At 45.7% G+C, this 14924-nt stretch carries 17 protein-coding genes; 16 read left to right on the top strand and 1 reads right to left on the bottom strand.

Annotated features, from left to right (window positions below):
• Positions 1-34: 34 nt before the first annotated feature.
• Positions 35-1084: an HAD family hydrolase gene (locus tag ACJJIY_RS18340; RefSeq protein ID WP_444896906.1), complete on the top strand. Its 1050-nt coding sequence runs from the start codon at positions 35-37 to the stop codon at positions 1082-1084.
• Positions 1085-1126: 42 nt separating this feature from the next.
• Positions 1127-2689, top strand: a complete 1563-nt coding sequence (locus ACJJIY_RS18335) for an arylsulfatase (protein ID WP_444896907.1) — start codon at positions 1127-1129, stop codon at positions 2687-2689.
• A 136-nt stretch (positions 2690-2825) separates the two neighbouring features.
• Here the strand turns inward: ACJJIY_RS18335 and ACJJIY_RS18330 are convergent, their stop codons facing one another.
• The gene (locus tag ACJJIY_RS18330) at positions 2826-3806 is read right to left on the bottom strand and encodes an integron integrase (RefSeq protein WP_445358554.1); all 981 of its coding nucleotides are present in this window, start codon (positions 3804-3806) and stop codon (positions 2826-2828) included.
• Positions 3807-4907: 1101 nt separating this feature from the next.
• Here ACJJIY_RS18330 and ACJJIY_RS18325 point away from each other — a divergent pair.
• The 14 genes from ACJJIY_RS18325 (at position 4908) to ACJJIY_RS18260 (ending at position 14850) form a co-directional block, all read left to right on the top strand.
• Positions 4908-5318: a hypothetical protein gene (locus tag ACJJIY_RS18325; RefSeq protein ID WP_445358553.1), complete on the top strand. Its 411-nt coding sequence runs from the start codon at positions 4908-4910 to the stop codon at positions 5316-5318.
• Positions 5319-5437: 119 nt separating this feature from the next.
• The gene (locus ACJJIY_RS18320) at positions 5438-5944 is read left to right on the top strand and encodes a hypothetical protein (RefSeq protein ID WP_445358552.1); all 507 of its coding nucleotides are present in this window, start codon (positions 5438-5440) and stop codon (positions 5942-5944) included.
• Positions 5929-6420: an energy transducer TonB gene (locus ACJJIY_RS18315; protein ID WP_445358551.1), complete on the top strand. Its 492-nt coding sequence runs from the start codon at positions 5929-5931 to the stop codon at positions 6418-6420. The genes ACJJIY_RS18320 and ACJJIY_RS18315 overlap by 16 nt, the downstream gene beginning before the upstream one ends.
• 590 nt (positions 6421-7010) lie before the next feature.
• On the top strand, positions 7011-7424 hold the full coding sequence (locus tag ACJJIY_RS18310) for a hypothetical protein (protein WP_445358550.1): 414 nt from the start codon (positions 7011-7013) through the stop codon (positions 7422-7424).
• Positions 7425-7522: 98 nt separating this feature from the next.
• A complete protein-coding gene (locus tag ACJJIY_RS18305) occupies positions 7523-7900 on the top strand; it encodes a hypothetical protein (protein ID WP_152452928.1) in 378 nt (125 codons plus the stop codon).
• An 873-nt stretch (positions 7901-8773) separates the two neighbouring features.
• On the top strand, positions 8774-9352 hold the full coding sequence (locus tag ACJJIY_RS18300; protein WP_445358549.1) for a hypothetical protein: 579 nt from the start codon (positions 8774-8776) through the stop codon (positions 9350-9352).
• Between the two features lie 104 nt (positions 9353-9456).
• Complete coding sequence (locus ACJJIY_RS18295; RefSeq protein WP_445358548.1) at positions 9457-9855, top strand: hypothetical protein; 399 nt, start codon at positions 9457-9459, stop codon at positions 9853-9855.
• Positions 9856-11105: 1250 nt separating this feature from the next.
• Positions 11106-11462, top strand: a complete 357-nt coding sequence (locus tag ACJJIY_RS18290; protein WP_444896929.1) for an energy transducer TonB — start codon at positions 11106-11108, stop codon at positions 11460-11462.
• A 167-nt stretch (positions 11463-11629) separates the two neighbouring features.
• Positions 11630-12022 (top strand): contact-dependent growth inhibition system immunity protein, encoded by a 393-nt coding sequence (locus ACJJIY_RS18285; RefSeq protein ID WP_444905959.1) that lies wholly within the window; start codon positions 11630-11632, stop codon positions 12020-12022.
• Positions 12023-12129: 107 nt separating this feature from the next.
• A complete protein-coding gene (locus ACJJIY_RS18280; protein ID WP_445358547.1) occupies positions 12130-12402 on the top strand; it encodes a hypothetical protein in 273 nt (90 codons plus the stop codon).
• Between the two features lie 32 nt (positions 12403-12434).
• Complete coding sequence (locus ACJJIY_RS18275) at positions 12435-12752, top strand: hypothetical protein (protein WP_445358546.1); 318 nt, start codon at positions 12435-12437, stop codon at positions 12750-12752.
• 535 nt (positions 12753-13287) lie between these two features.
• Complete coding sequence (locus ACJJIY_RS18270) at positions 13288-13851, top strand: hypothetical protein (protein ID WP_445358545.1); 564 nt, start codon at positions 13288-13290, stop codon at positions 13849-13851.
• A gap of 91 nt (positions 13852-13942) precedes the next feature.
• On the top strand, positions 13943-14191 hold the full coding sequence (locus tag ACJJIY_RS18265; protein ID WP_445358544.1) for a hypothetical protein: 249 nt from the start codon (positions 13943-13945) through the stop codon (positions 14189-14191).
• A 104-nt stretch (positions 14192-14295) separates the two neighbouring features.
• On the top strand, positions 14296-14850 hold the full coding sequence (locus tag ACJJIY_RS18260) for a hypothetical protein (RefSeq protein ID WP_444896909.1): 555 nt from the start codon (positions 14296-14298) through the stop codon (positions 14848-14850).
• Positions 14851-14924: the final 74 nt, after the last annotated feature.

The following is a 14924-nucleotide window of genomic DNA, read 5'->3' as shown; positions in this document are numbered from 1 at the left end:
TGTGCCGTAAATGTCATTTTGTGAGAGGGCCAGAATGCTGGATTGGAAATTTAGGGTTGCCCTGAGCCGAGGGTGTCTGCTGCTGGTTTTGGCAATCAGCTTACCGGCACTCAGTTCTCCCTTGCCATCCTGGCAAGATGGCGTTAAAGCCCAAATTATGGCCTTTGTTGACAAGGTTACCCGTAAGGACAGCGCCGACTTTATACCTGTCGGTGAACGTATAGCGGTATTTGATAATGATGGCACCCTCTGGTCCGAGAAGCCCGTGTACTTCCAGCTGCTCTATGCCGCTGATGAGGTTAAAAGGCTAGCGCCCCAACACCCAGAGTGGAAAACGAAAGAGCCCTTCGCTTCGATCTTAAAGGGCGATTTATCAAACCTGTTGGGGCAAGGCAGGGAAGGTTTGGAAGTAATGCTTACTGCGACTCATGCGGGATTGAGTACGGATGCCTTCCAGCACTCTGTTGCCCAATGGCTCAAGAGTGCTAAGAACCCGGAAACTGGCAAACACTACAGTGCGATGGTGTTCCAGCCCATGCTGGAGTTGCTGGAATACTTAAGAGCAAATGGTTTTAAAACCTACATTGTTTCGGGGGGCGGCACTGATTTTATCCGTGTGTTTTCCCAGGAGTTATATGGAATTCCCCCGGAGCAGGTTATCGGCAGTCGCCTAAAGTCCCGCTATGAAAATGGGGGTGGGCATCCCTATATTGTGAAATTAGATGAATTGGCCTTCCTCACCGATAAACAGGGGAAGCCTATCGCAATCAATGATGTGATTGGCCGGCGGCCGGTATTTGCCGCAGGCAACTCCGATGGTGACTTACAAATGCTGGAATGGACCACCGCCGCTAAGGGGCTGCGTTTTGCCATGCTGATTCATCATACCGATGCCAAAAGAGAATGGGCATACGATAAGAACTCCTCAGTGGGGCGCCTGGACAAAGCGCTACAAGCCGCTAAGGCAAATGGCTGGTTGGTGGTAGATATGGCGAAGGACTGGCGGACGGTGTTTCCGCCAGAAGCGAAGGATCAGTCAAGCCTGGGGCCGGTGATTCCTCAAGTTCCTGCCTACCGGGACTAGTCTTAAAGCGGTGTATTGAGCCTGCCAATATCGAGGTGTGTAATGCTCCTGATCTCCCGATCCCGTCTCCGACAGTTCCTTTTGGTTGTACTGGCTGCTGTATTCCTTTCCCCTGGTAGCCTATTCGCGCAGACCAAACCCAATATTTTGGTGATCTGGGGAGATGATATTGGCATCTGGAATATCAGCTTCAACAGTCGCGGCATGATGGGCTATACCACGCCCAACATTGATCGGCTGGCGGTAGAAGGCCTTTCTTTTACCGACTACTACGGCCAGCAATCGTGCACAGCAGGCCGCGCAGCGTTTTTAGCGGGTAATGTTCCAGTGCGCACCGGCATGACTAAAGTGGGGCTTCCTGGTGCCAAAGAGGGTTGGCAGAAGAGTGATGCCACTATCGCCACAGTAATGAAAAGCCTGGGTTATGCCACCGGCCAGTTTGGTAAAAACCACCAAGGGGATAGGGACGAACACCTGCCCATCAACCATGGCTTTGACGAATTCTTTGGCAACCTCTATCACCTGAATGCGGAGGAAGAGCCTGAGAACAGGGACTATCCCAAAGACCCTGAATTCCGTAAGAAGTTTGGCCCCAGAGGAGTGATTAAAGCCAAGGCCGGCGGACCAATCGAAGATACCGGCCCCCTCACCAAGAAACGGATGGAAACTATCGATGATGAAACCCTAGCGGCAGCTATCGACTTTATCGAACGTGCACACGCGGCTAAGACCCCATTCTTTGTCTGGTGGAACGCAACCCGGATGCACTTTCGTACTCATGTCAGAGAGGAGCACACAAACCTTGCGGGCCCCAACAGTAATGAGTATATGGATGGTATGGTTGAGCATGACATCCTGGTAGGAAAGCTGCTAAGTGTGCTCGATCGCCTGGATATCACCGACAATACCATCGTGTTTTATTCCACAGACAACGGCCCCCACTTCAATACCTGGCCAGATGCTGCAACTACGCCATTTCGCAGTGAGAAAAATTCCAATTGGGAAGGGGCTTATAGGGTGCCAGCCTTTGTACGCTGGCCGGGCAAATTTCCAGCGGGCACTACGCTGACAGGTATTGTCTCCCATGAAGACTGGCTGCCGACTCTCGCTGCAGCCGGGGGGAACCCGAATATCAAGGAACAGCTCAAGGAAGGGGTCGAGCTCAATGGTCGCGAGTACAGAAATTATGTTGATGGCTACAACATGATGGATTACTTCACCGGCAAAGCAAAACTTTCACCAAGAAAAGAATTTATCTACGTAAATGATGACGGCCAAATTGTAGCTATGCGCTACGAACCCTGGAAAGCCATTTTCCTGGAAAATCGCGGGCGGGGTTTTGAAGTCTGGCGAGAGCCCTTTACTGAATTACGAGTGCCACTGCTGTTCAATTTGAGGCAAGATCCTTTCGAAAAAGCCCAACACAACTCGAACACCTATAACGACTGGTTTATAGACAGGGCTTTTGTCTTGGTTCCCATGCAGCAACTCGCGTCAAAATTTTTGCAAACGATGAAAGAGTATCCACCCAGCCAGGTACCCGGATCTTTTAATTTGGATAAGGTTCAGAAGCAGCTGGAAGCTGGGGCGAGTGGTAGTAATTAACAATATAATTACCGCAGATCTGACATTATTAGCATTACCTGGGAACTCTTTAATGCTGAGCTTCAGGCAGATGAAATCAACAAGGCTTGGCCCAAAGCTAGTTACCCCCCAAAGGCATAGCTGCCGGGAGCCGAAATTAGTCAAGAGGGCTGGTAACACCGCGCTCATGTACGCCTATAACATGGGTGTAAATCATGGTTGTACTGATATCGTTGTGGCCGAGAAGTTCTTGAATATTGCGTATATCAGTACCAGCCCGCAGAAGATTGGTGGCAAACGAATGGCGAAATGTATGGCAACTCGCCTTCTTACGAATATTGAGGGCCGAAACGGCCTTGGCAACGGCCCGCCTAACTTGCTGCTCACCAATATGATGCCGTCGCATCATATCGCTGCGAGGGTCTTGCGATAGAAATCGAGCGGGGAATACATACTGCCAAGCAGTACTCGTCGCTGCTTGTGGGTACTTTTTCGCCAGAGCGAAAGGCAAATAGACATACCCATATCCCTCAGCCAAATCCTGCTGATGTAGAGAAAGCGCATGTGCTATTTGCACCTTGAGGGGCTTAACTAGAGACCGAGGCAGTAGTGTTCTTCGCCATTTCTCACCCTTGGACTCCCGTACTATCAAGCATTGATCACTAAAATCAATGTCCTGTACCCTAAGCCGCACAGCTTCCATAACTCTAAGGCCCGAACCATACATTAATGAAGCAGCAAGCTTATTTGGACCGCTAAGGTGCTCTAATATGGAGGTTGCTTCTTCATGGCTAAAAGTAACAGGCAATCGCTTAGGCCGATGGCTTTTTTCGAACTGTAGTTGCCCTAATTCAATATCCAGAAACTGCTTATAGAGAAAGACAATTGCATTTAAAGCGGTTTTTTGAGTATTGGCTGACACATTACGATTAGTAGCAAGGTGACTTAACCACTTATCTATTTCAGCTTTTCCGAGCTCCTGCGGATGTTGCATCCCATGAAAGCGTATAAAGTCCTTCACCCAAAAGCAGTATGTCTTTTCTGTTTTGTATGCCAAATAGCGAGACCGTATAAAAGCCCTAAAACGGTCCATAAAGCGGGATGGTCGCTGGGGTAGCGGAATAGGGATGTCGTCCATTTTTACAGTCCGGGTACTGTATGGATTAACAGTTTAATGAACATTTGACTGGGAGTCATCAGGATTTTCGATCAGTTTGCCCGTTATTTTTGGCCTAGGTCCAGAATGTTTGAAAACCTATTGTATTTCAATGGATTAGGGAGCTCGTATAAAATGGGGATAGTAGTCAAAGTGATCGTTTTTCCATTTGGTACAATGGTCCTGAATCATGAATAACATATTGATGTTACTTGGGTTTTGTGTGTTTTTTCGTTAGATTGATTCCAGGATAGTAATCAGGATAATAGTGATCAGAATGATTACTATATAAATGTTATTGGTCGCTCGCTCCAGTTTTGCGGGGGTTCAATAAAGAATAGCAGGTAATTATTAGGTTGCTGTATAAAAAAACAGTATTGGCGGGAAAGCCCATAGCCAACGGTTCGACCTTCATGTAAGCTTCGAAGCTTCAGCGACGCTCGCATAACGAAGTTAATGCGGACGGCGCAGCCGCTTCGAAGCAAGGCCGCGAACCTAGTGCTGCTAGTTTCTCTCTCCGAATCGTGGTAGACAATAAAAGAAAGATATTTGTAGTGGATTTGTACACAGTGCCACGAGCAACAAATAACAACCCGATTATGCGGAAACCTAAAAATTGTCATTCCCTTTGCTTGCACAAAGGCACTGCCAACTTTCTTAACGGTTCCGCATATCTATTTTCGTTATTGGTCGCTCGCTCCAGTTTTGCGGGGGTTCAATAAAGAATAGCAGGTAATTATTAGGTTGCTGTATAAAAAAACAGTATTGGCGGGAAAGCCCATAGCCAACGGTTCGACCTTCATGTAAGCTTCGAAGCTTCAGCGACGCTCGCATAACGAAGTTAATGCGGACGGCGCAGCCGCTTCGAAGCAAGGCCGCGAACCTAGTGCTGCTAGTTTCTCTCTCCGAATCGTGGTAGACAATAAAAGAAAGATATTTGTAGTGGATTTGTACACAGTGCCACGAGCAACAAATAACAACCCGATTATGCGGAAACCTAAAAATTGTCATTCCCTTTGCTTGCACAAAGGCACTGCCAACTTTCTTAACGGTTCCGCATATCTATTTTCGTTATGCATCACCATGATTAAAGATATCGAGATTAAAAAATTACCACCTGAGATAAAAGTGTGTGGTATGGCAATTAAACCTGTTCGCGGAGTAACCGAAGAGGGAAAAACTATATATGAAGAAGATGTGCAGATTGAGCTAAAAAACATAGGAGGAAAAGCTCTATCCTTTGTTGACTGCAATCTTTCTTACTATGATGCTCAGGGCGAGTTTATAGGGTGTGATTCAGATGGAAGTCTTTCATTAGTTAAGCCAAATGAAAGTGTATTTGTTTCTATCCCTATGCTTAGCCCAAGTAATACTTCTAAAAAACTCTTAGAAGTTAGCATTCAAACTGCAGAAGGTATTTTTAGTAAGTATATTTCATGGGTTTTTCTAGCAGGTGCATTAGTATTTTTGGTTTATCAAAATTATTCAGCTTAACATACACAACAAGGCGTTCAAATTCGTTCTGCACCGTTGGTGCTCCACCGGACACAAAAAGCCATGGCACATTTCACTTTGCCACAACTTTTTGTGCCGTTTAGCTTGGCGTTAAGTTTTTGAGAGGTCGTTCCATTAAAACAAATAATCTTGAAATTCATAGAGCAGAGCCTGCAGTAATTGAGTTGAATGGCTTCCTCAATGCATTAAGGTGTGTGATCGACTGTCCGAAAAGGATATTTAGTGCAACACTTGTCGAAAAGAATGCTGGTTTAAACTCTATTGTCGAAGACACAATAAAAAGTATTGGTGAGTTTGGAAAACTCATAGAACAAAGACAATCTGATTACAAAACTACTTATCAATTATTCATCGATCATATTTATAAGAAAATATCGGATACCAAAACTAGGGCTTTGGATAATTTAGATTGGAATCTAATTGAGTATTATGGTCTTATCTCAACATCAGACCAAGAAGATGGCCCTTGGAATAGATTTATTAGTCAAGAACATACGACTTTAAGATTTCTTGATGATGAGGGTGATGAGTACATTTTATTCTTTGTAGAATTTAGTGATTTTGTAGTGGTAACCCAATTGGGGTTAGCGTGGAACGAGAAATAAACATAACCAAGGCATGCACCCGACCTCCGGCAATTTGCACCTTTTTTGCGGTAGAGCTGCAAAAAAGCCTCCAATTACCTCCGGCTGGTGATGCAGGCGTTAAATTTCTAGGAGTTGCAATGAGATATTTAGTATTTTTCCTATTTGTTATGGTTTTGGCTGGTTGCAAGTCCAATCCTATTATTCCTGCGCCTATTGCGGCTCCGAATCAACAAATTACTCATAAGCCGTTAATTAAAGTCAATCCATACTACCCTAAGGACCTTCTCAGCCGTGGTGTGGAAGGGTGGGTTCTAATGGAAGTAACAGTCTCTGATCAAGGAAAGGTGATTTCATCAAAAGTAATAGATGCGAGTCCCGAATCTGGATTCAATCAAGCTGCACTAAGTGCCGTAAATAAATGGGCATACAAGCCTGGCTCTCTGACCCCAGATAATAAAACCAAAGCTCTAATTGAGTTTTGGATCTCCAGGTAGTCCGAAATTTAACAAAGCCAGGCAGGATGCTCCGGGCCTTTGGGCCCTCTGCGGGACAGCTTACCTTGTGCACTTTTTGCGCAGGTCGCTGCGCTCCCATTTTTGCGCAAAACGCGCACAAGGTAAGCTGCCCCTGCTGGCGGCGTTAAGAGTCAAAACATAGATATTCAATGAGTACTAATAAAGAGTTATTTTTACATGTAGTAAAGGTCTTAGGTTATCTGAATTTTGGGCTATTTATTCTGGGTTTCTTTAACTCAAAAGGTGGGAGTGACACTGTTGTACTGTTTCTGCCGGCCAGTTTAATCTTAGCAACAGCCGTCACTCTTGTTTATATTTTTGGCTTTAAGTATCTTCATTTGACTGGAAATCGCATGGACTATTGGTTTTGGTTCAGACCATATGTTTGGCTCATAGTAATTTTTGTATTCCTTGTAATTAGTATTGCTTCTATTGGGCACTTCGGAAATGAGAACTCTTAACAAAGTCAAGCACGATCGCCAGCAAAGCTGGCTGGACCTCCATTCCGCAGCTTCGCTGCTCCATTTCGGCCCGCGTTGGCGGCGTTAGATGTATTAAGGATTCATAGAATGGGGTCATTATTTCGAATACTTGTTGTTGCTGGCGCATTGCTAGCAATAGTATTTTGGTCAATGCCGTTTATAGATTATATGTGGCTATCCAATGATGAGTTACAAATTCTCGATTTAGGTGGCTTCGGTTCAAAGCTTCCCCAAAGTGAAGCTTATTATTGGTTTACGTTGCTACTTTGGTTAGTCATTTCGGCTGGCTTGTACTTCTATAAAAAAAACGCTCGTACGGCATTTGTTGTTTGTCTTATTGTTTTTACATTTGCTGGGCTATTTGCTGGGCTATTTGATGGCATTATGGTGCTTTCACCAATAGAGGCTGCCCTGTCATCAATTATTACGCTATCAGATGGCGCTATAATCGCAATAATGTATTTCACATCTGTAAATGCCAAATTCAATGAAAACATCTAACCAGGCCAGCCAGCATCGCTCCCTGCGGTCGCTGGACCTCGTTTCACTCGGCCGCTGCTGGCCGGCGTTAGTTGCTCAGGGAGATTATAACCATCAGCTTGTCAGACAACGAAAAGTGGCTATTGGTTGAGTTGACTGATTTCGGTAAAACTCTACCAGAGTTAATATCAGAGATTCATTCTGATGCTACGGAAGATAGCCTCATTGAAAAATATGAGCTGGCAATTGGCCTTGTAAATTCATTGGTGTCAAAGGGCCTGATTTCACTCTGTCAGATTGATAGAGCTTCCAAAGAGCCATACTCTGTTGAGTCTGTAAAGACATTAACCAATGATGATTTGGAAAGCTTCATTAATGATCCATGGAACTGGAGTAGCTCATTTTCAAGAGACAATAAATGGCAGTATGAGCTGGCTCCAACTAACCGAGGGGAGGCCGTGCTAGATGAGATTTTCGGAGTCCAAAAAAGCAACTAACGAGGTGCTGCAGCTGACGGCTTACTTTATGCACCTTTTTCGCGGTCGCTACGCTCACATTTTCGCGCAAAACGCGCATAAAGTAAGCCGCCGATGAGCACGGCGTTATGTGTATCTCAAAGAGATTCGGTAGTTGGAATATTTCGGAATAGCTCTACTAAGTATTGGTGTTTTTATAGGTCTGCTAAATTGGCCGGTATCAATACGCCGTATGATTAAGAAATCAGGGCCCAGTAATATACCGGTGGTTGGTGGAATATTTATGCTACTGGGCGTAATGTGGATGCCCGGCAAGCCATATTTAAGTTATCTATGGCTTGCACTTATAATCGATTTTTCTCTGCTCCCATCACTTATTTTGTGGGTGCTAAAAAATGGATCAAGATCGGGTGTGTGAGGTTACACATAACCAGGCAATTAACTTCGCTCCAGCCACTGCGTGGCTTCCGCCGGACCTCCGCTTCGCTCCGGCCGGTTATTGCGGGCGTTATTGTGGCGGCCGATTTTCAGATGTTCTGTAGCTGCTGCAAGCATCAATCTCTATCTGAGCACTTTTTCTGAGAGTTTTCCTGCAATTTGGTACTGCAGTTTCGTTCCAGTGCCATCGTTTTAAGTCAGCAAGCCCTGGAAGCCAGCTACGCCATCATGGAGTGCCAATCAGATAGTTAACCGGTTGGGAAAGTATGGTATTTTCCCCTTTAAATTTATCGGGCAGTGGCCAGCCAAAGTTGGCTGGTAGAGAGCAAGTAGGTGGTTCAGTGCGCGCCAGCCATAACCAGGCTAGTCAAGCTCGCCCAACCCCTCCGGGGCTGGGCTGGACAGCCTACGCGTTGCTTCGGCTGCCCTTGCTAGCGGCGTTAGCTGAAAATAGATATGAACATCGAAGAGTTATCAGAAGAGCTATACGAAGACCTAAACGGCCGAATAACGGCAGTAGATTATGCCGATGATTTGGTTGTTTATTTTGAGTGCGATGATTGGAAAGAAAACGATGTTGTAAGAAAGTTCAGAATTACGTGTGCAGGTGTAAAAGAAAGCGATGTACAGCCTTCACCTAGCGGCGAAATTGAATTCACTGATAAGCATCAACTGTTATGGAGTCATAACGAACCACATGGCTACCTCTACTATTCTTCGGAGCCAGTGAATAGGTACGAAATTCTTGGCCTAGTCTGGGAAGCTCATGAAAAAATATTTGGTGGCTGGCGGCCTCTAACTGATTATGCAAACACGTATCATGCCGGTCAGTTTATTGAGTTTTGCAAAGGTAGTAATGGTCAATTGGCCCAAGGCCCGAAACCAATACTTGAAGCCTATGAAAATGCAGTAGCAAACAAAATTAAAACAAACTATGTAGCCTCATATAAACCTGATGGCGGGTGCAAAGCGTTAATCTTTGACACATGTTTTGTAGTATGTAATTCAGTGGCTGTTGCCGAAATCAGCAGCTAACAAGCGGCTCCACCGGACAGATTTTATTGTCACCTTTTTTGTCCCCAAAAAGCCGCCAACAAAATTTGCTCGGTGCCGGGCGTTAGCCATAAGGTCGTCTTAGAATGAAGATATTCATAATATTTTTATTGCTGTTTAAAGCTCAATTGGCGTTCGGTTGCTACTGCGTAGATGCTCCTCTTGAGAAGAGATATTTGGAGTCTGACTATGTTTATCTCGGCCAGGTTCAGTCTTCAACGCTTGGTGACAATGGTGTAGTCACAAACGAATTAGTTGAATTAGAAAGAATTAAAGGCGTAACAGATACCAAAACTGTCAAAAATACATTGTTTCCCGAAGATATGTGTGCGTCTCACATGGTGGTAGGATACAAGTATGTAGTTTTTGGGAAAACTGGTTCGATTCCAGAAATTAGTTCCTGTTCAAACACTCGCTCGCTCGGGGATATCGGTAAAGAGGGACTGGCGCAGCTCCAAGAAATGGCCAACAAGCGCAAGCAGTAAGCTACGGCCCTGCGGGCCTCTGCGGGACGTCCAACGCTATGCACATTTTGTGCAGTCGCTGCGCTCCCAGTTTCGCACAAAATGTGCATAGCATTGGTCGCCCCTGTTGCGGGCGTTATTGTGGCGGTCGATTTTATTGATTTTTCGTAGTAACTGAAGCTTTAGTGCCACTAAATTGCAGCCGGTATTGAGCCCTTTTTACTGGTTGCTATTCAATCAGTTTCGTTCCTAGGGTATTTGCTCAAGTGTGGTAGAGGTGGGCAGTCCGCTGCAATTTCGTGGAGTGCCAGTAAAATAGGAATTGGTTGGGGAAAGTGCGGTATTCTTTCCTCGTAAATATTGGGCAGCGGCCAGCCAAACTATGGCTGGCAAAGTGCTGGTAGTCGGTCCCGAGCGCGCCAGCCATAACCAGGCTAGTCAAGCTCGCCCAACCCCTTCGGGGCTGAGCTGGACAGCCTACGCGTTGCTTCGGCTGCCCTTGCTAGCGGCGTTATTGTGGCGGCCGATTTTCAGATGTTCTGTAGCTGCTGCAAGCATCAATCTCTATCTGAGCACTTTTTCTGAGAGTTTTCCTGCAATTTGGTACTGCAGTTTCGTTCCAGTGCCATCGTTTTAAGTCAGCAAGCCCTGGAAGCCAGCTACGCCATCATGGAGTGCCAATCAGATAGTTAACCGGTTGGGAAAGTATGGTATTTTCCCCTTTAAATTTATCGGGCAGTGGCCAGCCAAAGTTGGCTGGTAGAGAGCAAGTAGGTGGTTCAGTGCGCGCCAGCCATAACCAGGCTAGTCAAGCTCGCCCAACCCCTCCGGGGCTGGGCTGGACAGCCTACGCGTTGCTTCGGCTGCCCTTGCTAGCGGCGTTATTGTGGCGGCCGATTTTCAGATGTTCTGTAGCTGCTGCAAGCATCAATCTCTATCTGAGCACTTTTTCTGAGAGTTTTCCTGCAATTTGGTACTGCAGTTTCGTTCCAGTGCCATCGTTTTAAGTCAGCAAGCCCTGCAAGCCAGCTACGCCATCATGGAGTGCCAATCAGATAGTTAACCGGTTGGGAAAGTATGGTATTTTTCCCTTTCAATTTATCGGGTAGTGACCAGCCAAAGTTGGCTGGTAGAGAGCAAGTAGGTGGTTCAGCGCGCGCCAGCCATAACCAGGCTAGTCAAGCTCGCCCAACCCCTTCGGGGCTGGGCTGGACAGCCTACGCGTTGCTTCGGCTGCCCTTGCTAGCGACGTTAAATTTCTAGGAGTTGCAATGAGATATTTAGTATTTTTCCTATTTGTTATGGTTTTGGCTGGTTGCAAGTCCAATCCTATTATTCCTGCGCCTATTGCGGCTCCGAATCAACAAATTACTCATAAGCCGTTAATTAAAGTCAATCCATACTACCCTAAGGACCTTCTCAGCCGTGGTGTGGAAGGGTGGGTTCTAATGGAAGTAACAGTCTCTGATCAAGGAAAGGTGATTTCATCAAAAGTAATAGATGCGAGTCCCGAATCTGGATTCAATCAAGCTGCACTAAGTGCCGTAAATAAATGGGTATACAAGCCTGGCTCTCTGACCCCAGATAATAAAACCAAAGCTCTAATTGAGTTTTGGATCTCCAGGTAGTCCGAAATTTAACAAAGCCAGGCAGGATGCTCCGGGCCTTTGGGCCCTCTGCGGGACAGCTTACCTTGTGCACTTTTTGCGCAGGTCGCTGCGCTCCCATTTTTGCGCAAAACGCGCACAAGGTAAGCTGCCCCTGCTGGCGGCGTTATGGCCCTTAAAGGATTATCGTGGATCTATCAAAATCTCTCGAAGAACTACACAAAGAAAAATGGGGCAGGCCTGACTTTGGTTCAAGTCTAGCCGCTGAATGTCGCCGTTTATGGTCAGTTCCTTTAGCGGAACTTTCAGTCGAAAACCTACGCATGCTAATTGGTCAAAAAATTGGTTTAAGGTTTCTGGTTCCCGTTGCTCTTGATATTCTTGCTGTAAACCCATTGGCCGAAGGTGACATGTACAAAGGAGATTTACTGGCAAATATTGCTGCAGTGCCTGATAACTTTTGGCAGCAGTATCCAGAGTTCAACAACCAACTCGTAGAAATCAAAAGCGAATTAGAAATAATAATGGGTACAATCACAGAAGAGCTTATTCCACCTTTGAGCTCTCGGGTTTACCAATAAATGAGCCATAACAAGGCGCGCAATGCTCGGCCAACCAGTTGGCCTGGACTGTCACTGCTACGCAGCGCCAGCCCATTCGCTTGGCGTTAGTAGCTAATAGATTGAACATGAACCATACAGAGTGTGTTGCAGACACAGAGTCAGTTTTAATTGGTCTATCTGAATTGACAAAAGTGCCTTATGTAAAGGGTAATTTCTCCAGATTTGAAGATCAATTTGTAAATTCTGGGAAGAATGAAGCGCGCTATATTCTAAAAGAAGAGGGCTTTGAAATATCAGTCCTATTAGAAAAATATGAAGGCTACTTTTTTGTGTCTATATGCGGAGAGGGTGGCCGTTTTGAAAGAGCTAAAGCTTACCTCGTATCAAATAAAGGCTAAGGCTACTAACAAACGCAGGCAGGCGACGCAAAATGCGCGCGCCTGCTACGGGCGTTATGTGTACCGGTAATATGAAAAAGAATATTTTTATACTTTTTGTTTTTGCAATAGTGACAGCTTGCTCTGTAACTAATACAAAACCTAAAATTAGCGTTGAAGAAGCGATCGATATTGCCAAGCAGGAATGTGGCGAATGCGGTTCTGCATCCATTGAAAAAGATGGCAACAATTATATTGTTTCTTTCGCGGGTATCCTGGCGTCTGACAGTCCAATGCTTGGTGGGGGCGGCGGCATGGTAATCATAGACTCATTTAGTGGCAAAGTAGTAAAAAAGCTATTTTTAGAGTGAATACTTCGAGTCGAACATCAATACATAACCAGGCTAGCCAAGCTCGCCCAACCCCTACGGGGCTGGGCTGGACAGCCTACGCGTTGCTTCGGCTGCCCTTGCTAGCGGCGTTAACTGCACAAAGAGAATGAAAGCACTTACTAATTATTTTCAGGGAATAGCGAATAAATTGTATCCAGCTCGCTGGGCTCTTGTTCTCGCGCCCTTTATTCCATTTGTTGCATGGTCCCCACTGTCTTCAGCGATACTAACTATTGCTTGGCTTTGGTGCATGCTTTGCTTATTTATTGTGCTGATGTATGGGCCGATTAAGAGCTTCGAAGGATCTTTGATATGGTTGGGGTTTAGGCCTTTCGCCTGGATTTTTATCTTGATTTTTGGTGTTGGGGTGCTAGCTGGAACAGTACTAATAACTTATGGCATTGTGCAAGGCAGTTAACAAGCGGCTGTTGTCGCCCCTTTGGGGCTGGGACGGCCTTTCCGCTGCTTCGCAGCTACAAGTCCGCCCCAAAGCCGGGCGTTAGAAGTAGTCACCATGCAAAATACCGATGAGAAGGCCAAAAAATTAGAAGTTATTGATATCGCCGGGCGCCTGCTGGGCGAATTGGCTGCATTACGTCATCAAATAGTTATATCAGACTCGCTAAGTCAGGTTGGTAGAAGTGTTCCATTCGCAGATGAAATGGCCAAAAATATGTATTGGCCGCTGATTAACCGGTACATTTACTCTTCACTTGCGATAACCCTGAATAAAGTCATGGAGCTCTATGAAAAGTACCAAGCCCATATTCCAAGTGAAGCCAGGGTGAGGCTCAAAGATTCGTACAACGAATTTCAAGACTTGGGCATCAAGAAATATCGAAATGACTACTGCGGCCACATCCAGAACCAAAAGACTAAAAAGCCAATTACTGATGATGAAGTTGATGAACACTTAAAAAATATTGTTGGCAATAGAAGTCTCAGTGAAATTGGGCAGTGGATATGGGACTCATCAGTTGATGAGCATGGCGCTTCTTCGTGCATCTCTGGTCTCCTTGAGCATGTTGCAAACGAGACTCAGAAAAGCATCGGAGAAACGTCCCTTCTAACAAGGTAATGAACTTCGCGCGCAAAATACGCGCGCCGGACGGCCTACGCTACGCTCCGGCCGCCGGTTATTACGACGTTAAGTGATACAAGGAGAGTAAATGAAATCATTCATGGTTAATCTTATCGGGTTGGCTGGTTCTTGGTACATGGTTGATCTTACTTCCGAAAACTCGCTTAATTCCATTTTTGCTCCATTGGTTTTTGCTGGGTTTTTAATTTCCAGCGTGCTGTGGTTTATTGTGAAGTTTGGGGTAACCCAGGGGGCTGGCACCGCTGGTTATTTTGGCAGTGGTGATTCTGGTGGTTTCAGTGGTGGAGATGGAGGGGGTGGTGATCGTGGTTGTTAGATCACTTAACAAGCGCATGTTGTTCGCCGCTATCGCGGCCGGACGGCTTACGCTACGCTTCACCCGCCGCAAATGCGAACGTTAAGTATCTTGGAGAGTAAAGCATGAGAATAGCATTAGCTTTAGTCGGATTAATTGTTTCTATTACTGCAAACGCAGATATCAAGAACTATGAAGCCGAAGGTAACTTGGAGTCCAGCAGACCAGTAAACTGCATATCCACCAAAGAGCTGACCACTAAAAACAGCCCGGCTGATATTTATATTGGGGTTAACAAGTGCGTCAACGAGGACGACTTTGACAAAGCAGTTCAGCTTTATTTCATTTCATTGGCTTACGGAAAATACGATACCCTACGTGTTTCAGACAGGTCTGCCCATCAGGCTGTTACTGTTTTGCGCATGAATCACCTAGGCGCACTGAGCGAGGAACAAACAGCAAATTTTCAAGCGGCTTTTAAAAAAGCCGCTGAAAATATGAATGCTGTTTGTAACTCAATTAAAACTCTTGGCAAACCTACTTATTACCCGAAGTACATGATTCAGCACGGCATGGGAGCTTTTACTGGCCAGAAAACAAAGGATGGTTTGGTGGTTGGGTTTGATCCTGACCAAGCATGGAGTGATGTATTAGAAGGTTATGTAAAATGCTCGAAGTAACGATACTTAACAAGGTGGTGTTGTTCGCCACTTCGTGGCTGGGACAGCCTACGCGTTGCTCCGGCTGCCCCAAA

It is taken from the genome of Microbulbifer maximicatervae (SeqCode) (assembly GCF_052468155.1).
This window is presented reverse-complemented; position numbering and strand designations above follow the sequence as displayed.